The organism is Pseudomonas sp. CVAP#3, assembly GCF_018986375.1.
In the GTDB taxonomy this organism is placed as follows: Bacteria; Pseudomonadota; Gammaproteobacteria; order Pseudomonadales; family Pseudomonadaceae; genus Aquipseudomonas; species Aquipseudomonas helvetica.
Genome location: NZ_JAHMSC010000010.1, coordinates 190,262 through 210,665, shown reverse-complemented (window position 1 = coordinate 210,665; position 20,404 = coordinate 190,262). Strand labels below are relative to the sequence as shown.

At 58.6% G+C, this 20,404-nt stretch carries 18 protein-coding genes; 7 read left to right on the top strand and 11 right to left on the bottom strand.

The window, feature by feature from the left end; all coding sequences use genetic code 11:
- Window positions 1–72: 72 nt before the first annotated feature.
- From KRR23_RS18785 to KRR23_RS18775, 3 genes are all read right to left on the bottom strand, one after another.
- Entirely contained in the window at window positions 73–939 is an 867-nt protein-coding gene (locus tag KRR23_RS18785) for a carboxylate/amino acid/amine transporter (protein WP_216743715.1), read from the bottom strand.
- A 230-nt stretch (window positions 940–1,169) separates the two neighbouring features.
- The gene (locus KRR23_RS18780) at window positions 1,170–1,769 is read right to left on the bottom strand and encodes an FMN-dependent NADH-azoreductase (RefSeq protein WP_216743714.1); all 600 of its coding nucleotides are present in this window, start codon (window positions 1,767–1,769) and stop codon (window positions 1,170–1,172) included.
- Between the two features lie 149 nt (window positions 1,770–1,918).
- Complete coding sequence (locus KRR23_RS18775) at window positions 1,919–2,233, bottom strand: 3-phosphoglycerate kinase (RefSeq protein WP_145014948.1); 315 nt, start codon at window positions 2,231–2,233, stop codon at window positions 1,919–1,921.
- A 49-nt stretch (window positions 2,234–2,282) separates the two neighbouring features.
- Here KRR23_RS18775 and KRR23_RS18770 point away from each other — a divergent pair, with 49 nt between their 5' ends.
- The 4 genes from KRR23_RS18770 to KRR23_RS18755 all read left to right on the top strand — a co-directional run bounded on the left by KRR23_RS18770 (window position 2,283) and on the right by KRR23_RS18755 (window position 6,502).
- Entirely contained in the window at window positions 2,283–3,206 is a 924-nt protein-coding gene (locus KRR23_RS18770; protein ID WP_123427910.1) for a LysR family transcriptional regulator, read from the top strand.
- A 14-nt stretch (window positions 3,207–3,220) separates the two neighbouring features.
- Window positions 3,221–4,024, top strand: coding sequence for an alpha/beta fold hydrolase (locus KRR23_RS18765; protein WP_216743713.1), 804 nt, complete (start codon window positions 3,221–3,223; stop codon window positions 4,022–4,024).
- A 3-nt stretch (window positions 4,025–4,027) separates the two neighbouring features.
- A complete protein-coding gene (locus KRR23_RS18760; RefSeq protein ID WP_216743712.1) occupies window positions 4,028–4,582 on the top strand; it encodes a peptidylprolyl isomerase in 555 nt (184 codons plus the stop codon).
- Between the two features lie 87 nt (window positions 4,583–4,669).
- Complete coding sequence (locus KRR23_RS18755; RefSeq protein ID WP_216743711.1) at window positions 4,670–6,502, top strand: ABC transporter ATP-binding protein; 1,833 nt, start codon at window positions 4,670–4,672, stop codon at window positions 6,500–6,502.
- Window positions 6,503–6,688: 186 nt separating this feature from the next.
- On the opposite strand, the gene KRR23_RS18750 is transcribed toward KRR23_RS18755, so the two are convergent.
- From KRR23_RS18750 to aceK, 6 genes are all read right to left on the bottom strand, one after another.
- Entirely contained in the window at window positions 6,689–7,813 is a 1,125-nt protein-coding gene (locus KRR23_RS18750) for a GNAT family N-acetyltransferase (protein ID WP_216743710.1), read from the bottom strand.
- 122 nt (window positions 7,814–7,935) lie between these two features.
- Window positions 7,936–8,172, bottom strand: a complete 237-nt coding sequence (locus KRR23_RS18745; RefSeq protein ID WP_216743709.1) for an anti-sigma factor — start codon at window positions 8,170–8,172, stop codon at window positions 7,936–7,938.
- Complete coding sequence (locus KRR23_RS18740) at window positions 8,166–8,774, bottom strand: RNA polymerase sigma factor (RefSeq protein WP_216743708.1); 609 nt, start codon at window positions 8,772–8,774, stop codon at window positions 8,166–8,168. Before KRR23_RS18740 ends, KRR23_RS18745 begins: the two co-directional genes overlap by 7 nt.
- Before the next feature lie 202 nt (window positions 8,775–8,976).
- Entirely contained in the window at window positions 8,977–10,098 is a 1,122-nt protein-coding gene (locus tag KRR23_RS18735) for a beta-ketoacyl-ACP synthase III (protein WP_216743707.1), read from the bottom strand.
- A 217-nt stretch (window positions 10,099–10,315) separates the two neighbouring features.
- Entirely contained in the window at window positions 10,316–14,227 is a 3,912-nt protein-coding gene (gene hrpA / locus KRR23_RS18730) for an ATP-dependent RNA helicase HrpA (RefSeq protein ID WP_216743706.1), read from the bottom strand.
- 191 nt (window positions 14,228–14,418) lie between these two features.
- Window positions 14,419–16,140, bottom strand: a complete 1,722-nt coding sequence (gene aceK / locus KRR23_RS18725) for a bifunctional isocitrate dehydrogenase kinase/phosphatase (protein WP_216743705.1) — start codon at window positions 16,138–16,140, stop codon at window positions 14,419–14,421.
- A 129-nt stretch (window positions 16,141–16,269) separates the two neighbouring features.
- Between aceK and KRR23_RS18720 the strand changes: the two genes are divergently transcribed.
- Window positions 16,270–17,178 carry a DMT family transporter gene (locus tag KRR23_RS18720; protein ID WP_216743704.1) on the top strand — a complete coding sequence of 303 codons (909 nt, stop codon included), beginning with the start codon at window positions 16,270–16,272 and terminating at the stop codon, window positions 17,176–17,178.
- 124 nt (window positions 17,179–17,302) lie between these two features.
- Here the strand turns inward: KRR23_RS18720 and KRR23_RS18715 are convergent, their stop codons facing one another.
- Window positions 17,303–17,734 carry a chemotaxis protein CheY gene (locus KRR23_RS18715; protein ID WP_216743703.1) on the bottom strand — a complete coding sequence of 144 codons (432 nt, stop codon included), beginning with the start codon at window positions 17,732–17,734 and terminating at the stop codon, window positions 17,303–17,305.
- Between the two features lie 213 nt (window positions 17,735–17,947).
- Complete coding sequence (locus tag KRR23_RS18710; protein ID WP_216743702.1) at window positions 17,948–18,325, bottom strand: type 1 fimbrial protein; 378 nt, start codon at window positions 18,323–18,325, stop codon at window positions 17,948–17,950.
- A gap of 259 nt (window positions 18,326–18,584) precedes the next feature.
- Here KRR23_RS18710 and KRR23_RS18705 point away from each other — a divergent pair, with 259 nt between their 5' ends.
- Window positions 18,585–19,322 (top strand): molecular chaperone, encoded by a 738-nt coding sequence (locus KRR23_RS18705; protein ID WP_216743701.1) that lies wholly within the window; start codon window positions 18,585–18,587, stop codon window positions 19,320–19,322.
- Between the two features lie 38 nt (window positions 19,323–19,360).
- Window positions 19,361–20,347, top strand: a complete 987-nt coding sequence (locus KRR23_RS18700; protein ID WP_216743700.1) for a fimbrial protein — start codon at window positions 19,361–19,363, stop codon at window positions 20,345–20,347.
- Window positions 20,348–20,404 lie beyond the last annotated feature (57 nt).

The window sequence follows — 20,404 nt, the reverse complement described above, 5'->3', positions numbered from 1 at the left end:
CTTTCGTAGGAGCTGCCGCAGGCTGCGATCTTTTGACCCTGAAAATCAAAAGATCGCAGCCTGCGGCAGCTCCTACGCGAGTTTTGTTTCGCGTCTGAGACCCAACCGGCTAATCCACACCGCCGCCAGTATCACCGAGCCCCCCAGGAACAACCGCCCCAGTTCTTCATGCTGATTCCAGATCAGCAAGTTGATCAACAGCCCCACCGGCACGTGCAAATTGTTCATCACTGCCAGCGTCCCGCCGTTGACCAGGCAGGCGCCCTTGTTCCACCAGTACAGGCCCAACGCGGTGGACACCAGTCCGAGGAACACCAGCACGCCCCATTGCAGTGGCGCTTCCGGCAGGAAGTTCTGTTTGCCGAACAACAGAAACGCCGGCAAGGCGACCGCCAGCGCGCCGAGGTAGAAGTAACCAAAGCGTCGATAATGCGGCAGGTCGCTCGGATGGCGTGCCACCAGATGTTTGTACAGCACCTGGCCTGCGGCGTAGGTGAAGTTGGCCAGTTGCAGCAGCAGGAACCCCATGAAGAAGTCCGGGTTGATCCGGTCATAGCGGATTACCGCCGCGCCGAGTACCGCGACCAATGCCGCCACCAGTGCCCAGGGATTGAAGCGGCGGTTCAGTGCATCTTCGATCAAGGTCACGTGCAACGGCGTGAGGATGGTGAACAGCAAGACTTCCGGCACCGTCAGCACGCGGAAGCTCAGGTACAGGCAGACGTAGGTCACGCCAAACTGTAACGCGCCGATCAACAGCATCCCGCGCATGAACGCCGGTTCCACCTGGCGCCAGCGGGTCAACGGGATAAACACCAGTCCTGCCAGCAACACCCGCACCAGTACCGCGAAATAGCTGTCGACATGCCCGGCCAGGTACTCGCCGATCAAACTGAAGGAAAACGCCTGAATCAGCGTGACAAAAAGTAGATAGCCCATGCTCGCCTCGTTTCGAATGGCGGCGACGATAGCGGGTTTTGCCGGTTATCGCGAACAGTCAGCCACTACACAAAATCGCAGGCAAAAAAAAGCCCGATCTCGCTAAAGCGTTCAATCGGGCTAGAGCACTCATGAGCAACAAGTGCAAAGGGAGGTTCGATGCGCGAACCGGCTTGAAGGGGTGTACGAGCGCTACTTAACCATCAGGTGATTATCTGGCGATTAACGGCTCAGGCGACCTGGGCCAGTTTGGCGTTGGCCTGGTTCAGACCCTTTTCGTGGAAGTCACCGCCCAGATTCATGCCTTCGGCGTGAATGAAAGTGACGTCGTGGATACCGATGAACGCCATGACCTGACGCAGGTACGGTTCCTGGTGATCGGAAGTGCTACCGGCGTAGATGCCACCGCGAGCTGTCAATACATAAGCACGCTTGCCGCTGAGCAGACCTTGCGGGCCGGTTTCGGTGTACTTGAAGGTCACTCCGGCACGCAGCACGTGGTCGAGCCAGGCTTTGAGGGTGCTGGGGATCGCAAAGTTGTACATCGGTGCGGCCATGACCAAAACGTCGGCAGCCAGCAATTCATCGGTCAACTGGTTGGAGCGCTCCAGCGACGACTGCTCGGTGTCGTTGCGTTGCTCGGCAGGTTTCATCCAGCCGCCCAGCAGGTTGGCATCCAGGTGTGGAACCGGATGGGTCGCCAGGTCACGAACGGTGATCTGGTCGGCCGGGTGTGCGGCTTTCCATTGACTGATGAAGGTTTGGGTCAGTTGACGCGATACCGAGTCTTGCTGGCGGGCACTGCTTTCGATGATCAGAACGCGGGACATGGGATGTAGCCTCCATCGGTGAATGCTGTAAGTCGATGGAGTGGAGATTAAACAGTGTCGCATCGATGAAAAAGCACAAATAACTGCTATAAACCATCAATAAATTCGTTTATAAGCGGAGCGTATCTGCCCCGCCTGTGCAACAGCCCTTATTTGGGTTTGCAGGTCAGGGTGATGTACAGCTTGATGATTTCGCGGTTGAACTTGGCCGAAAGGTCAGCGCTTTTGTCGGCCCCCAGGCTCACGCGGCGAGTACGCGGCGCTTCCGGGCCGTTGCGAAACACCACTGAGCATTCGGCGTCTTTATTGCCGTAATTGTTCAGCGTAATGGCGCCCATGTCGTAAGTCGTGGCGTAGGTGGCGTAGTTGATCTTCAGGCCATTGAGGTTTCTCTCCACATCAATGGGGTAGGCAAACGCGGTCAGCGGCAACATCGCCAGCACCACACAACAGATTTTTTTCATTCGGCAGCCTCCAATGGAAGCTGCCAGCTTAGGACAAGAGGAGCTCCTCATGAAAGCGCCCCGCGTAACCCTTGATCAATGGCGAACACTCCAGGCCGTGGTCGACCACGGTGGTTTCGCCCAGGCCGCCGAAGCGCTGCACCGTTCGCAGTCCTCCGTCAGCTATACCGTAGCGCGCATGCAGGACCAGCTCGGTGTGCCGCTGTTGCGCATCGACGGCCGTAAAGCCGTGCTGACCGAAGCCGGCGGCGTGCTGCTGCGCCGCTCGCGGCAACTGGTCAAACAGGCCAGTCAGCTAGAAGACCTGGCGCACCACATGGAGCAAGGCTGGGAGGCGGAAGTGCGGCTGGTGGTCGACGCCGCTTATCCGAGCGCCCGCCTCGTCCGCGCCTTGACCGCGTTCATGCCGCAAAGCCGCGGCTGCCGGGTGCGTCTGCGTGAAGAAGTATTGTCCGGGGTCGAGGAAGTCTTGCTCGAAGGCGTCGCCGACCTGGCCATCACCGGTCTCAGCATTCCCGGTTACCTTGGCGCGGAATTGAGCGACGTAGAATTTGTGGCCGTGGCCCACCCCGAACACCCGCTGCATCGTCTGAACCGCGAACTGAATTTCCAGGATCTGGAAACCCAGATGCAAGTGGTGATCCGCGATTCCGGTCGGCAGCAGCCACGAGACGTCGGCTGGCTCGGCGCTGAACAGCGCTGGACCGTCGGCAGCCTTGCCACCGCCGCGACCTTTGTCAGCAGCGGTCTGGGTTTCGCCTGGTTGCCCCGGCACATGATTGAACGGGAACTGAAGGAAGGTACGCTCAAGCTGCTACCGTTGGATCAGGGCGGCAGTCGAAACCCGAGCTTCTATCTGTATTCGAACAAGGACAAACCCTTGGGCCCGGCGACGCAGATCCTCATCGAACTGCTGCGCACCTTCGACACCGCGCCGCTGGATGCGCCTTTCGCTGCACCAGAACAAGCCTGACAAGGAGTTGCGCCATGGCCTATTTCGAACACGAAGGTTGCACCTTGCACTACGAGGAATATGGCCACGGCACACCCCTGCTGCTGGTTCACGGGCTGGGCTCGAGTACGCTGGACTGGGAAAAACAGGTCCCGGAGCTCTCGACCCGTTACCGGGTGATCGTCCCGGATGTACGCGGCCACGGTCGCTCCGACAAACCCCACGAGCGCTACAGCATTGCCGGTTTCAGCGCCGACCTGGTCGCGTTGATCGAACACCTGAAGCTCGGCCCGGCGCATCTGGTCGGGTTGTCCATGGGCGGGATGATCGGTTTTCAGCTGGCGGTGGACCAACCATCGCTGCTTAAAAGCCTGTGCATCGTCAACAGTGCCCCCGAGGTCAAAGTCCGTACGGCGGATGATTACTGGCAGTGGTTCAAGCGCTGGAGCCTGATGCACCTTCTCAGTATGCGCACCATCGGCACGGCCCTGGGCGGCAAGCTGTTTCCAAAACCCGAACAGGCAGAGTTGCGGCATAAAATGGCCGAGCGCTGGGCAAAAAACGACAAACGTGCTTATCTCGCCAGCTTCAATGCCATTGTTGGTTGGGGAGTTCAGGAACGACTGGCGAAAGTCACCTGTCCAACCCTGATCGTCAGTGCCGACCGCGACTACACGCCGGTGGCACTGAAAGAAGCCTATGTAAAACTGCTGCCCGATGCGCAGTTGGTGGTGATCGAAGATTCGCGCCACGCAACGCCATTGGACCAGCCACACCGTTTCAACCAAACCCTGCTTGAATTTCTAACCGCAGTCGACACCACTACTCAGGATCACTGACCCATGCTGAAAAAAATCGCCCTAGTCACAGGCTCCGTATTGTTCGCCGCCAACCTGATGGCCGCCCCGGCACCGCACGTGCTGCTGGAAACGACCAACGGCCAGATTGAAATCGAACTGGACCCGGTCAAGGCGCCGATCAGTACCAAAAACTTTCTCGCTTACGTCGACAAAGGTTTCTACAACAACACTATTTTCCACCGCGTGATTCCGGGTTTCATGGCTCAGGGCGGCGGCTTCACGACGTCGATGCAACAGAAGCCTACCGATGCACCGATCAAGAACGAAGCCAGCAACGGCCTGCATAACGTGCGTGGCACCCTGTCGATGGCGCGCACTTCCGATCCGGATTCGGCCACCAGCCAGTTCTTCATCAACGTCAAGGACAACGACTTCCTCGACCCGGGCCGCGATGCCGGTTACGCAGTGTTCGCCAAAGTCGTGAAAGGCATGGACGTCGTCGACATCATCGTCAACTCGCCAACCACCACCAAACAAGGCATGCAGAATGTGCCCATCGACCCGGTGCTGATCAAGTCGGCCAAGCGCATCGACTAAACTGCATAAGGCGTCCTGAGCGGCAGCGGTGTATCACCGCGCCGCTCGCATCGAAAAAAGGAGAGCCCGTACGCGGGCGTTTATCTGATGCTCTATCGTCGTTTCGAAAAACTGATCGATATTTTCCGTGACGCCCCGACGGCGGCTCCGCCGAGCCGGGTTCTCCCCTTCTATACCTATTATTTACGTCAGGTCTGGCCAAGTTTTGCCGCGCTGTTGGTCGTCGGTTTGATCGGCGCGCTGATCGAAGTGGCGCTGTTCAGTTACCTGAGTCGAATCATCGATCTGGCCCAAGGCACGCCAAATACGGACTTCTTCAAAATCCATGGCGTCGAGCTGGCCTGGATGGCGGTGGTCGCACTTTTTCTACGACCGATATTCGTCGGCCTGCATGACCTGCTGGTGCATCAAACCCTGAGCCCCGGCATGACCAGCATGATTCGCTGGCAAAACCACAGTTACGTGCTCAAACAGAGCCTGAATTTTTTCCAGAACGATTTCGCCGGACGCATCGCCCAACGGATCATGCAGACCGGCAACTCCCTGCGCGATTCGGCGGTGCAAGCCGTCGACGCGTTATGGCATGTGCTGATCTACGCGATCAGCTCGCTGGTGCTGTTCGCCGAAGCCGACTGGCGCCTGATGATCCCGCTGCTGAGCTGGATCGCCTGTTACATCGGCGCGCTGTGCTACTTCGTGCCACGGGTCAAGGAACGCTCGGTGGTGTCCTCCGATGCGCGCTCCAAACTCATGGGCCGGATCGTCGACGGCTACACCAACATCACCACGCTGAAGCTCTTCGCCCACACCAACTTCGAACAGCAATACGCCCGCGAAGCCATCGCCGAGCAGACCGAAAAATCCCAACTGGCCGGCCGCGTCGTCACCAGCATGGACGTGGTCATCACCAGCATGAACGGCCTGCTGATCGTCGGCACTACCGGTCTGGCGCTATGGCTGTGGACCCAGTCGCTGATCTCGGTGGGGGCCATTGCCCTGGCCACCGGCCTGGTGATCCGCATCGTCAACATGTCGGGCTGGATCATGTGGGTGGTCAACGGCATCTTCGAAAACATCGGGATGGTCCAGGACGGCCTGCAAACCATCGCCCAACCGATCAGCGTCACCGACCGTGTACCGGCACCGCGTCTGGAAGTGGGCCGTGGCGAAGTGCGTTTCGAACACGTGGCGTTTCACTATGGCAAGAAAAGCGGAATCATCGGCGACCTCAACCTGACCATCAAACCCGGCGAAAAAATCGGTTTGATCGGTCCTTCAGGCGCCGGCAAATCGACCCTGGTCAACCTGCTGCTGCGCCTCTACGACTTGCAGAGCGGACAGATTCTGGTCGACGGCCAGAACATCGCCAACGTGGCGCAGGAAAGCCTGCGCGAGCGGATCGGCATGATCACTCAGGACACCTCGCTGCTGCACCGTTCGATCCGTGACAATCTGCTTTACGGCAAACCCGACGCCACCGACGAAGAACTCTGGGAAGCAGTCCGCAAGGCCCGCGCCGACGAGTTCATCCCGTTGCTGTCGGATGCTGAAGGCCGCACCGGCTTCGATGCTCATGTCGGTGAACGCGGGGTGAAACTCTCTGGCGGCCAGCGCCAACGGATCGCCATCGCCCGAGTGCTGCTCAAGGACGCGCCGATCCTGATCATGGACGAAGCGACCTCGGCGCTGGACTCGGAAGTCGAAGCGGCGATTCAGGAAAGCCTGGAAACCCTGATGCAGGGCAAGACTGTGATTGCCATCGCTCACCGACTTTCGACCATCGCGCGGATGGATCGCCTGGTGGTGCTGGAAAAAGGCCACATCGCCGAAACCGGCAGCCATGCCGAACTGCTGGCCCATGGCGGGTTGTATGCACGGTTGTGGCAGCACCAGACCGGTGGGTTTGTCGGCATCGATTGAGGATTGCGTCTGTGGCGAGGGAGCTTGCTCCCGCTCGGGCGCGAAGCGGCCGCAGATTCAGGTTGTCGGGTTTACCTGGCACAACGCAGTCTCGTGCATTGGGACAGCTTCGCTGCCCAGCGGGAGCAAGCTCCCTCGCCACAAGTGCCTCCGTCAGCTCAAAAAATCCGCCACAGCGCTCTAACCTCAGCCCTGTCGGTAGGGCAAGGCGCTCTTCGCCTCTTCTGCATACCCCATGACGCCGACGCGTTCGCGCTCAAGAAAATCCTTCACCGCCGACTTCAATCCCGGGTGACGCAAGTAGTGCCAGGAATGGGTGATCACCGGTTCAAAACCACGAATCAATTTGTGCTCGCCTTGTGCACCGGCATCGAAACGCTGAAAACCGTTGGCGATTGCGTAGTCCATGCCTTGATAGAAACAGGTCTCGAAATGCAAGCGGTCGAACTCCGCCAGGCAACCCCAGTACCGTCCATAAAAACTATCGCCACCGACCAGACTGAAAGCCATGGCCACCGGCCGTGATCCTTGTTTGGCCAGCACCACCCGGATGGCTTCGGGCATGCGTTCGGCCAACAGGCTGAAAAACTCCCGCGTCAGGTACGGCGACTGTCGACGCACTGCATAGGTGTTGGCGTAGCAGGCATAGACGAAATCCCACTGTGCCTGGTCGAGTTGATGCCCCTCAAGCCATTCAAACTCGATGCCCTGCCCCGCCACTTGCTCACGCTCCTTGCGCATCTGTTTGCGCTTGCGTGAGCTCAGCGCATCAAGGAAGTCCTGAAAATCCCGATAACCGCGATTCTGCCAGTGGTACTGGCAACCGATGCGTTGCAACCAGCCCGGTTGCTCGGCCAATGCCGCATCGGTAAAGGCGTCGGTAAAGTTGATATGGGCGCTGGAGAGCCCTTCAATTTCCAGATAACCCGGCACGCTGTTCAGCAGTTCGAAACCATCCTGCACATTCGCCGCCAGTAACCGTGGCCCGCTGACCGGACTGAACGGCACAGCCGTCAACAGTTTGGGGTAGTAATCGATCCCGGCGCGTTCGCAAGCATCAGCCCAGGCATGGTCGAACACGTATTCGCCGTAGGAATGCCATTTGCGGTAACTCGGCAATGCCGCGAGCAGCCGACCGTCTTCGATGTGCAGCAGATGCTCCGGCTGCCAGCCGGACTGCGGCCCCAGGCTGCCACTGTCTTCCAGCGCCCCGAGAAAAGCGTGCCGCAGAAACGGCTGAGTCTCGGGCACCAGCGCGTCCCACTCTTGAGGCGCGATGGCGGACAGACTGTCCAAAACGTGTAACGGCATCCTGTTCCCCAGCGGTTATTGCCTACAGACCCGCCGAGTATCCCCCATCTCCGGCCCTTGCCGAAATAAAAACCCCGCCGAAGCGGGGTCAATACGAAGTCTGAGGGAGGTGTGACCTGAAATTACTGTTTACCCTTTTGCCGTTCGGCGGCCAGGCGTTCGGCGAGTTCGTCGACACCGGGAAGCGGTTTTTCGGGCATGGCGCGCAAGGTCGCCTGCATCAGGCGCATTTGTCGGATGAACCGTCGGCAATTGGGGCAAAACATCAAATGATGACGCATCATCAGCCGCTCACGAAAGCTCAACTGGCCATCGAGATAATCGCTGGACCGCGCTACTTGTTCCTTACAGGTCAACATTCGCCGGTTTCCTCAAAATGCTCCACGGTTGCAAACACCTTCAACCGTGCGCGGTGCAGCAGCACCCGAACATTGGAGAGCGAGATCTCCAGAAGATTACAAATCTCCTCCAGCTCCAGGCCCTGGCGCTCACGCAAGAGCAGCACGCTGCTTTGCAGTTCCGACAGACTGAGCAAGGTATGTTCCAGGCATTCACGCAGTTCGTTTTCGGTGAGCAGCGCTTCCGGGGTGTCCTGATGCCAGCTGAACGGCGCCACCAGCCAGTGGCCATCAGCGGCGGAGAAACGATCATCATCGATGGTGCCGTGGGGTGACGGCAGGTCATCGAGCAAGACTTCCCGGCGGTTTTGTTTGTATCGGCCTTTTGCCGCGTTGGCGGTGATGGTCAACAGCCAGGTCTTGAGACTGGAACGCCCCTCGAACCCGTTCAGATTACGCACCACCGACAGCCAGGCATCCTGCACCACTTCGTCGGTATGCCGGTTACCGACGATGGCATACGCCACCGCCCGCATGGCGCTCTGGTAGGTGCTGACCAACTCCTTGAAAGCCTTTTGCTCGCCCGCCAACAGGCGGGCGAGCAGTTGCGTGTCGTCAGTCATCAATACTGATTCCTGTGGCGAGGGGGCTTGTCGGAACGCCGCACCGCCCCGTTCGGCTGCGAAGCAGTCGTAAACTCAGCTCACCCATTACATCTGACACAACTCAGTTTCCAGTATTGGGACAGCTTCGCTGTCCAGCGGGGGCAAGCCCCCTCGCCACAGAGTGGGTGCATGACTCAAGCTTGTCACTACCCTTCACAACTCAGCGCTTGCGCAGAATCACGCTGCCAATCGAATAACCGGCACCAAACGAGCTGAGTACCGCCAGCGAACCGGCTGGCAAATCGTCCTGGTTCTTGTGAAAGGCAATCACCGAACCTGCAGAGCTGGTGTTGGCATACGTGTCGAGAATCACCGGGGCTTCTTCTTCGGTGGCTTCGCGGCCGAGCAGCTTCTTGACGATCAGGTGGTTCATGCTGAGGTTGGCCTGGTGCAGCCAGAAGCGCTTCACGTCGCTGATGTTCAGCTTGTTCTCGTCCAGGTGGGTGGCGATCAGCTCCGCGACCATCGGGCAGACATCACGGAACACCTTGCGACCTTCCTGGACGAACAGTTTGTCACGGGCACCGATGCCCTCTTCCGCCGCGCGGTTGAGGAAGCCGAAGTTGTTGCGAATGTTGTTGGAGAACTTGGTCAGCAGTTTGGTGCTGACGATGTCGAACTGATGCTTGGACGTGGCCAGATCGGCACGTTCGATGATCACCGCAGTGGCGGCGTCGCCGAAGATGAAGTGGCTGTCGCGGTCGCGGAAGTTCAGGTGACCGGTGCAGACTTCCGGGTTGACCATCAGGATCGCCCGGGCCTGGCCCAGCTGTACGCTGTTGGTGGCGGCCTGAATACCGAACGTCGCCGAGGAACAGGCCACGTTCATGTCAAAACCGAAACCTTCGATACCCAGCGCTTCCTGGACTTCAATGGCAATGGCCGGATAGGCGCGTTGCAGGTTAGAGCAGGCAACGATCACCCCGTCGATGTCCGCCGCCGTCTTGCCGGCGCGTTGCAGGGCCTGCTCGGCAGCGCCAATGGCCATCTGGCAAAGCACCGACCATTCGTCATTGGAGCGCTCGGGCAAACGAGGTGCCATGCGCTTTGGATCGAGAATACCTTCCTTGTCCATGACAAAGCGGCTTTTGATCCCCGAGGCTTTTTCGATAAACGCGGCGCTGGATTCGGTCAGTGCCTGCACTTCACCGCGCTCGATGGCGTCGGCGTTTTCAGCGTTGAACTGAGCGACATAAGTATTGAAAGACTGCACCAGCTCTTCGTTGGAGATGCTGTTGGCCGGTGTGTACAGGCCGGTGCCGCTGATGACGACATTATGCATGGTCGTTTCTCTAATCTGTTCAGGCAGAAAGTATTGGCACCGACGTACCAACACATAAAGGGTTTATCCCGTCGAAGGGCATCAACCTGGCATCTCTTGATTCCGATCCGCCCGGGTTGCGAGACTCAAATATGCGGCGGCGGTGTTTATAACGGCGAAGTTTGCCATAAACATTGGCGTTTGGCCCCTTTTGCTGGATCAAACGCTCCCACAGTGTTCAGGGTTCGACTTGAGCCCATTGCTTGCTCAAACGCTTGTCGGAGATCGGCACCTTGGTCCCCAATTGCTGGGCAAACAGCGAAACCCGGTATTCCTCCAGCCACCAGCGATAGAGTTCAAGCTGCGGATCGCGCTTGCCTTCCTGCGCGTGCTTGTTGGCGCGGGTCTGGTATTGAGTCCAGAGACCGGACAACTCGCCGCTCCAGACCCGATCCTTTTGCACCTGAGCCCCAAGTTTCTCGAAGCGCTGCTCGATGGCTTTCAAGTAACGCGGCAACTCCTTGAGCCACTGCATCGGGGTTTCACGGACAAAGCCCGGATACACCAAGTGACTGAGCTGCTGCTTGATGTCGTTCAGGGCGACCGCTTGCGCCAGGTCGATCTTGCCTTTGAAGCGTTTCTGCAAAGCGTGCCAGAGCTTGAGCGTTTCCAGTGTCAGTTTCGCCAGACGCTCGGCATGCTCGGTCCACGCACCGCGCTTGCGCTCGGCCAGCGAGGCCAAACCCGCGCCGTCACGCGGCAAACTCGCTTCGCCGTCAAGAATGCAGCTGTCGAGGCTCGCCAGCAGGATGTCTTCCACCAGACTGTCGATACGCCCCAGCTCGCGGTACATCAGGCCCAGCTCGGTGAGCCCCGGCAGCTTGCCGCGCAAGAACTTGGCCGGCTCGGCCAGTTGCTGCATGAGCAACCGCTGCAACGCCCGACGATGCTGGAACTCGGCCTCGGCCGGGGTCGAAAAACGCCCTTCCTTAACGGTGCCCGCCTCTTCCACCAGCGCCGGGTAGACCGTCATCGACAGCCCGGCGATCTTCTGCTGGGTTTTCTCGGCCACCGCAGCGAAGACCTTGGCCTCCACCGGCTGTTGGCTTTTCGCCGTCTGCGGTACAGCCAAAGCAGCCTGGCTGGCCTCGGCGAAACGTGCGGTCAGCTCAGGCAGATCACGGCCCTCGCCGAGGAATTTGCCCTGGCCATCGACGATTTCCAGGTTCATCCGCAGATGACTTTCAACCTGCTGCGCTGCCTCCGCCCAGGCCTCGTCGCTGACCCGTGCACCAGTCATGCGCAACAGTTCACGGCCCAGCGCAAGCGGCAGCGAACCTTCAGCGAAGGTGATGCGCTGCAACGCCGCTTTGACAAAATCCGGCACCGGCACGAAGTTCTTGCGCAAGGCCTTGGGCAAGTTACGCACCAGGGCAATGCTCTTGGCTTCGATCACCCCCGGCACCAGCCACTCCAGGCGTTCCGGCGGCAGCGCTGGCAACAGCGGTGCCGGTACGCGCAGGGTCACGCCGTCGCGGGGATGGTTGGGCTCGAAGTGGTAGCTCAACGGCAGGGTCAAATCGCCCAGGTGCAGGGTGTCCGGATAATGCGCAGCAGTGACTTCGCTGGCTTCGCGGGCCAGCACGTCTTCTTCGCGCATGATCAGCAATTGCGGGTCTTTCTGGCTGTTGATCCGATACCAGCTGTCGAAGGTCGCGGTCTGATGGATCTCTGCCGGCAAGCGCGCGTCGTAGAAGGCAAACAGGGTTTCCTCGTCCGCCAGAATGTCGCGACGACGGGCCTTGGCCTCCAGTTCGTCGAGCTGTTCCAACAATTGCTCATTGGCAGACAGACACTTGGCTTTCGACTGAATCTCACCCCGCACCAGCGCTTCGCGGATAAACAGTTCACGCGAGGTGACAGGATCGATCGGCCCGTAATGCACGGGGCGGCGACCGACCACGATCAGCCCGAACAGAGTGATCTGCTCGAAGGCCACGACCTGTCCGCGCTTCTTCTCCCAATGCGGTTCGAAGTGGTTCTTCTTGATCAGGTGCCCGGCCAGCGGTTCGATCCAGTCCGGCTCGATCTTCGCCACCATGCGCGCATAAAGCTTGGTGGTTTCCACCAGTTCGGCGGTCATCAGCCATTGCGGACGTTTCTTGCCCAGGCCCGATGACGGGTGAATCCAGAAGCGCCGCTGACGCGCACCGAGGTAGTCGCCGTCTTCGGTTTTCTGGCCGATCTGGCTGAGCAATCCGGACAACACCGCTTTGTGCAGTTTCGGGTAGTCCGCCGGCTCTTTGTTCAGGCTCAACTGCATGTCGCGGCAGATCAGGCTCAACTGACGATGGGAATCACGCCACTCGCGCAGGCGCAGGTAATTCAGGAAATTCTTGCGACACCAGTTGCGCAGCGGGCTGGCGGTCAGGGCCTGGCGCTGCTCTTCAAATCCACGCCACAGATTGACCAGTCCGGCGAAATCCGAGTCCACGTCTTTCCATTGTGCGTGGGCCTGATCGGCCGCCTGCTGACGCTCCGGCGGCCGCTCGCGCGGGTCCTGGATCGACATCGCACTGGCGACGATCAGCACTTCCTGCAAGCTGCCGAGTTTCGCTGCTTCGAGCAACATCCGGCCCATGCGCGGGTCCACCGGTAAACGCGCCAGTTGCCGGCCGAGCGGCGTCAGTTGGCTGTTGCGATCGACTGCCGAGAGTTCTTGCAGCAGGTTGAAACCGTCGCTGATGGCCTTGCCATCCGGCGGCTCGATAAACGGGAAATCGGTGATTTCACCGAGGCGCAGATGGAGCATCTGCAAAATCACCGCCGCGAGGTTGGTACGGAGAATTTCCGGATCGGTAAATTCCGGCCGACCGATGAAATCTTCTTCGCTGTACAGACGGATGCAAATACCCGGCTCGACCCGTCCGCAACGGCCTTTACGCTGGTTGGCGCTGGCCTGGGAAATCGCCTCGATCGGCAAGCGCTGGACCTTGGCCCGGTAGCTGTAGCGACTGATGCGCGCCGTACCGCTGTCGATCACGTAACGAATGCCCGGCACGGTCAGCGAGGTTTCCGCGACGTTGGTCGCCAGCACCACGCGACGGCCCGGATGGGACTGGAAAATCCGCTGCTGCTCGGCCGGCGACAGCCGTGCGTACAGCGGCAGAATTTCGGTGTGTTTGAGCTGGGCCTTGCGCAGCATGTCCGCCGCGTCACGAATCTCTCGTTCGCCGGGCAGGAACACCAATACGTCGCCGGGACTGCGGCGCTCGCTGCGTTCGAATGCAGCAATTTCATCGAGGGTGGCGAGGATCGCCTGGTCCACGGTCAGGTCGTCTTCGACCCGGTTGCCCTCTTCGTCCTGCTCCAGCGTCAACGGCCGATACCAGGTGTCCACCGGGAAAGTGCGGCCCGAGACTTCGACAATCGGCGCATCGTCGAAATGCTTGGAGAAGCGCTCAAGATCGATGGTCGCCGAGGTGATGATGACTTTCAGGTCCGGGCGACGCGGCAGCAGGGTTTTCAGGTAACCAAGCAGGAAGTCGATGTTCAGGCTGCGTTCGTGGGCTTCGTCGACGATGATCGTGTCATAGCGTTCGAGGTAGCGGTCGTTCTGGGTTTCCGCCAGCAGGATGCCGTCGGTCATCAGTTTGATCAGGGTGTTGGAATCGCTCTGATCCTCGAACCGCACCTGATAGCCGACCAAGGCACCGAGCGGCGTCGCCAGCTCTTCGGCCACCCGGCTCGCCACGCTGCGCGCAGCAATTCGGCGAGGCTGGGTGTGGCCGATCAGGCCGTGCTGGCCGCGCCCGATTTCCAGGCAGATCTTCGGCAACTGGGTGGTTTTACCCGAACCGGTTTCACCAGCGATGATCAGCACCTGATGCTTGAGCAGCGCTTCCTTGATTTCGTCGCGCTTGGCGGCAATCGGCAAGCTGTCGTCGTAACGAATCAGCGGCAGGCTGGCACGTCGCGCCAACACCTGGTCGCAGGACGCTTGCATGCGCGTCACCCACAAGGCCTGCTTGGCCTCGTCGGGTTTCTTGCGCAGCTCGAGCAACTGCCGCCGCAGCCGGTGGCGGTCGGCGAGCATGGCGTGATCGAGGTTTTTCAGCAGTTTGTCGATGGAAGGCGATTCGTCAGTCATCAGGTACGCAAAGGTCGTCTAGTGGCGCAGGGGGCGGATTGTCGCAGATTTGAGTCCATAGCGACGAATCCAACCTGCTTTTGTGGCGAGGGAGCTTGCTCCCGCTGGGTTGCGAAGCGGCCCAAAAAGGGGACTGCTGCGCAGTCCAACGGGAGCAAGCTCCCTCGCCACAAGGTGTTCACTCAGTCGGGTTATTCGTTATCCAGGCCTTTTCGTCGATACGGGAACACATCGATCACCTTGCCGGCGCGAATCGCCGCTTGCAGGCTTTTCCAGTAATCGGCGTTGTACAGCTCGCCATGCAGTTGATCGAACAACCGTCGCTGCGCGGAGTCGGCGAACAGGAACGGTGGGAACTCCTCGGGGAACACGTCCAGCGGCCCGATCGAATACCACGGTTCGGAGGCCATTTCATCTTCCGGCGTGCGCGGTTGCGGAATGTGGCGGAAGTTGGCTTCGGTGAGAAAACAGATCTCGTCGTAGTCATAAAACACCACGCGCCCGTGTCGGGTGACGCCAAAGTTTTTCAGCAGCATGTCGCCGGGAAAAATGTTCGCCGCCGCCAGTTGCTTGATCGCCAGGCCGTAATCTTCCAGCGCTTCGCGCACCTGCGCGTCGTTGGCGTTTTCCAGGTAGAGGTTCAACGGGGTCATGCGCCGTTCGGTCCAGCAGTGGCGGATCAGCACGGTGTCGCCTTCCACCTGGACCGTCGACGCGGCGACTTCCAGCAACTCGGCCAGGCACGCCGGGTCAAACTTGCTCAACGGAAAACGGAAGTCGGCGAACTCCTGGGTATCGGCCATGCGCCCAACCCGGTCGACGCTTTTCACCAGGCGATACTTCTCGATCACCGTGGCGCGGTCGACGTTTTTCGACGGCGAGAAACGGTCCTTGATGATTTTGAATACGGTGTTGAACCCCGGCAGGGTAAACACGCTCATGACCATGCCGCGCACGCCCGGGGCCATGATGAACTGGTCGTCGGTGTTGGCCAGGTGGTTAATCAACGCCCGATAGAACTCCGACTTGCCGTGTTTGTAGAAACCGATCGAGGTGTACAGCTCGGCGATGTGCTTGCCCGGCAGGATGCGCTTGAGGAAACCGATGAACTCCGCCGGCACCGGCACATCGACCATGAAGTACGAGCGGGTGAACGAAAAGATGATCGACACTTCGGCTTCATCGGTGATCAACGCGTCGATCTGAATCCCCCGGCCTTCGCGGTGCAGAAACGGAATCACCAGCGGCCATTGCTCGTCCGTGGTGTAGATGCGTCCAACCAGGTAGGCGCCCTTGTTGCGGTAGAGCACCGAGGAAAACAGCTCGACGCTCAGTTCCGGGTCCTTGCAGACCCAATCCGGCAAATTCTCGCGCAGTTGCGCTTCGAGCCGGCGCAGGTCGCGGTCGAGGTCGCCGTAGTCTTCGCTGAAGCGGTAATCGGCAAAAATGCTCGCGAGCATGCCGGACAGCTGACCATGCGGCTTATAGATCCGGGTCTGCGCGGCCCGGGCCCGGTGCAAGCTGGGCCGGGTGGTGTGGATGAACATGCAGCCATCGCTGATCAGGTCATGACTGAACAGCCCGCAGAAAATCGAGTTGTACCAGGTCTCGGACAGTTCATCGTCGAAACGCAGGTCGATCAGGTTGATGTAGGCGCTTTTGACCAGCGGCCAGCAGCTGACATCCATCAGCACCTCAGCCTCGAAGGCAGCATGCAGGCGCCCCACCACTTCGCTGACCTTGGCTTCGTAGAGGTTGATCCGCGCCGCCGATGCGACTTGCGTTTCCTGCCACTGCGCCCGTTCGAAACGCTCCCGGGCGCCGTCAGTGATCTGGCGGAAATGCTCGCGGTAATCGTCAAAGCCGTCGAGGATCATCTGGGCGATATCGGCGGCGGGCCATGGCTGCGGCATGTGAAGACCTCTGCGGGATGGTTCTTATCGTTGGGGCTGAGCTTAGAGGTCAATTGTTACGCAACGCAACCATTGCCTTGGCTCCGGGAGACAGCGACACTTGCGCCCTGATAAAGGAAGGAACGAGCCGTGAACCCCGTCGATATTCTGCGTATGTTGTCACTTGCTGCCATTTGGGGGGCGAGCTTTCTGTTCATGCGCATCATTGCCCCAGTGATTGGCACAATCCCCACTGCTTTTTTCCGCGTATCGATCGCCGCCACCGGGTTGCTGGTGATTCTGGCGCTGATGCGGATCAGTTGGGATTTCCGTGGCAAGTTCAAAACCGTACTGCTGCTCGGGATGATCAACTCCGGTCTTCCAGCGACCCTGTACTCAGTGGCGGCTCAAGTGCTGCCGGCCGGCTACTCGGCGATTTTCAACGCCACCACGCCGCTGATGGGCGTATTGATCGGCGGCCTGTTCTTCAGCGAAAGACTCACCCTGTCAAAAATTGCCGGGGTTGCCCTCGGGTTGTTTGGCGTCGCCATCCTGACCCGCGCAGGTCCAGTGGCTTTTGACATGGAATTGCTGATGGGCGCCCTGGCCTGCCTGTTGGCAACCACCTGCTACGGTTTCGCCGGGTTCCTGGCACGACGTTGGCTCGACCATCAAGGCGGCCTCGACAGCCGTCTCTCGGCACTGGGCAGCATGCTCGGGGCAACGCTGTTCGTGTTGCCGTTGTTCGGCTACAGCGTCATCACTCAGCCGCCCGTTAGCTGGGGTGGCTGGAGCGTCTGGTTGTCACTGCTGGGCTTGGGACTGGGCTGCACGGCGTTTGCCTACATCCTGTATTTCCGCCTGCTGAGCTCGATCGGCCCGGTCAAATCGATGACCGTGACCTTCATGATCCCGCCGTTCGGGGTGTTGTGGGGCGCGTTGTTTCTGGGTGAACCGCTGTCGATGGCGCATCTGTATGGCGGGCTGTTGATTGCAGGGGCGTTGTGGCTGGTGTTGAAGCCTGCAGCGGTGAAGGTGCCTGAACTGGCGGAGCAGTAACCCAAGGCCAAGCCCGGGATCAGGCCGAAACCGCAGGGACATGAGGCGATCCTTAATAGCTATGGGTGGATCACGATAAAAGTGACTTTGGGTATTGCCGGCCAACGACCGTGTATCGAGAACCTCAAATCGCCGCCAATAACCCGGAAGTCCTCTCCAATGAAGAGTTGCGAGGCGCTGGATCAACTACATCCATGCAACGTTTGAGGGAGTCGAAATCTGGCGTCTGGGACAGGCAAACCTGTATGGCCTGACTCACGGATACCGACACCAGCGAGCATTCCGTGCGCCACCCCTCATAGATAAGCGTATGGCGAATCTGAGGGTTTTCATGGCAGTACTTCAACAAATTGAATTCCGTTGAGCGCACCAGGGCGGTGTTAATTATCAACAGATCAAAAGGCTGACCTTGAGTGCGGGTCACCGACTGCACCTCTTGAAATGAACTCAAGGGAGCAATTCGGCAATAGCCCAGCTGATTGAGCATTTTTTCTATTTTGATTCTCTGAAAATGCTGCCCGTCAGCGATCAATATGCGCAGCGCTTTGTTTGACATGCGGTAAACCTGACAGGTTGGCCCCGTGAGCGCTTATCAACATCTGCAACTCACTGAAGAGCAACCAAGGCTACCTTTCACCACTAAAAATGAATCTAAGACAATTCTGAAACAGCCGTCCTCCTTCCTCGGTTTAGGTCAGGAGGAACGTGGAACAGTTAACGACTCGGCCTAAAACTAAAACAAGCTCGAATACACTCTAAAAACACGCGCTTATGGAGAGGTCAACGTAATCAGGTAAGCGCCCGAATTCACCGGTTTGCCTGAGCCATCCACCAGCGCGTATTGCTGATTGTAATAACGGCCCTCCTTACCGCTGTCAGCGACCAGTTTCACGCCCACATTGTAATGATCGAGTGCACTGACCGAGCGGACCGGCTCAACACTGCGCACACTGATGACACTGCCTCGCGCCAGCGCTGGGCAGTCGTCCAGTCTCAACCCGCCCACCTGGGCAGAAGACGCGCACGACGACTCGACAATGCTGCCGTGAAATGAAATGACACCCTGCGCCACCGGTGTCGCCGCGAAACACATTCCGGTCAGACTGAAAAACAGCCCCATACCGACAGAGAAAAACTTCCCGTTCATGCTGACACTCCTGATGTAAAGGCTTACGTCTTGAGTATCGACCAAGATCGGTTTTTTTTAAGGATTGTCTGATGGTTTCAGACCTGCTTTACCAGACAGGTCTCAGATCGGAAGAAATGCCCCCCTGATACCGGACTGCAAGTCAGGATTGACGACGCCCCTGCTTTTAAGAAATGCCTGAGAGCCGTTCCACTCACCCAACTCTTACCATGGGGCCGATATCACGTCTCAAACTCTCTCAGGGAAACACCATCCGTTAATGTTCAAAGACAATCGATTACTGACTTCTCGGACTTACCCGACAACGCGTCTGGGCAGGGTGCTACTGCTGCTCCTGCTTTGGGTCGTCACACAGGCACAGGCCTCGCTCAAGATTGAAGGCACACGCTTGATCTACTTCGGCAAGGATAAAGAGGCCAGCATCAGCGTCATTAACCAGACCGCCCAGGACACAGTGCTGCAAAGCTGGATTAGCCATGAGGACGACAACGACACCAGCGCTCTACCTTTCGCCATCGTCCAACCGCTAGTGCAATTGCACAGCCAGGAGCGCCACCTGCTGCGAATTCTTTATGTCGGTGAAGGCCTGCCCGACGATCGCGAGTCGCAGCTTTGGCTGAACATCATGGAAATCCCCCTCAAGCCGGAAAACCCGGACAGCGTGCAGTTTGCAATCCGTCAGCGCTTGAAACTCTTTTATCGCCCCCCCGGCCTTCAAGGCTCCGCGTCCGAAGCCGTGCAAAAACTAATCTGGAAAAAGCCGGACGGGCAACGAATTGAAATAAGAAATCCGACTCAGTTTCACCTTTCCCTGATTGATGTAGGGATCGGCTCGGGCAGCCATACACAGAAGCTTTCCGAGTATGTATTTCTGAAACCCGGAGAAGACCGGCTTATCGAAACGCCAACAATCGCTATCAGCGCTGACACAAAAATAACCTTTACCGAAATCACCGACATTGGTTTGCAAACCCGCCATAGCGCAAACCTTCAGTAATGCATCACCGCGTGCCCTCACCGCAGGATATTCATTCCATGTCACCCGTTAAAAAGCTTCTACTGACCTCACTGCTTGCCTTCGCTGCGAGCCCCGCCACCAGCTTCGCACTGTCCTGCAAAGAAGATGGCACTGGATCTGCCATCATCAAGGAAGCACTGGGAACGGCACTTGCCGTCCCCGCCGATGCTCCAGACGGAACGATTATCTGGGAGTCAGCCCCCAGGTCAATCAATGTCATATGCGCCGATGACTATGAAAGAGGTCCTGAAGAGATCTACTTCCACATTAATCCGGCAAAAGTAAATATTGGTAAAGGTATTCGCTTAGGCATACGTTACAAATCTGCGCCTATCACCCAGAGCAGCGGTAAAGTCAGCACCGGCATATCCTCCCACCTCGGCTGCAACTGGGCAAACTGCACAGGCTGGAACAAAGCAAAATTCACCCTGAACTTCAGTGTTTTCATCGAAAAATACGGCCCTACCCCACCTTCGGGACAAGCCAGCACACTCACTGAATACCGGGTCTTTCAATTGGACGGCGTGGGCGACCTCAATCCAAGGCCCAACAGTAACCTCAACTATGTCGTGACGGGCATGAACAACATTCGCTTCGTACCTTGTACCCCGGAGCTGACGATTACCCCCAGTGTGGTCAATTTCCGCCGCGCTCTTTCCGGCACAGCACAAATCGGACAGGTCGCCAGCACCGCCAATTTCAGTCTGAGCCTGCTCAGAAGCTGCGATACGCCCTATACGGTCAACGCCCGATTCGCCACCACGCCTGGTGGGGGGAGCGTGATCAGCAACTTGCTGGTTCCGTCCAATAACAGTTCCGTTGGCATTTCATTGGTACGCCAGGAAACCAACGAAAAAATCCCGTTCAACACCTGGTTCAAGCTGGCCGCACTGACCGAGGCCGGTCAGATAAGAAATGACTTCAGAGCCGACTTGATCTGGCGTACCGCGCCTGTACCCGGAACCTTTGAGGCCGCCGTGATCGTCGATATGTTTTACAAATAGCTCACGTCCAGCCAGGCGTTTAAGAATCGCCTGATGCCCCTTCGACAGATCGCCCTT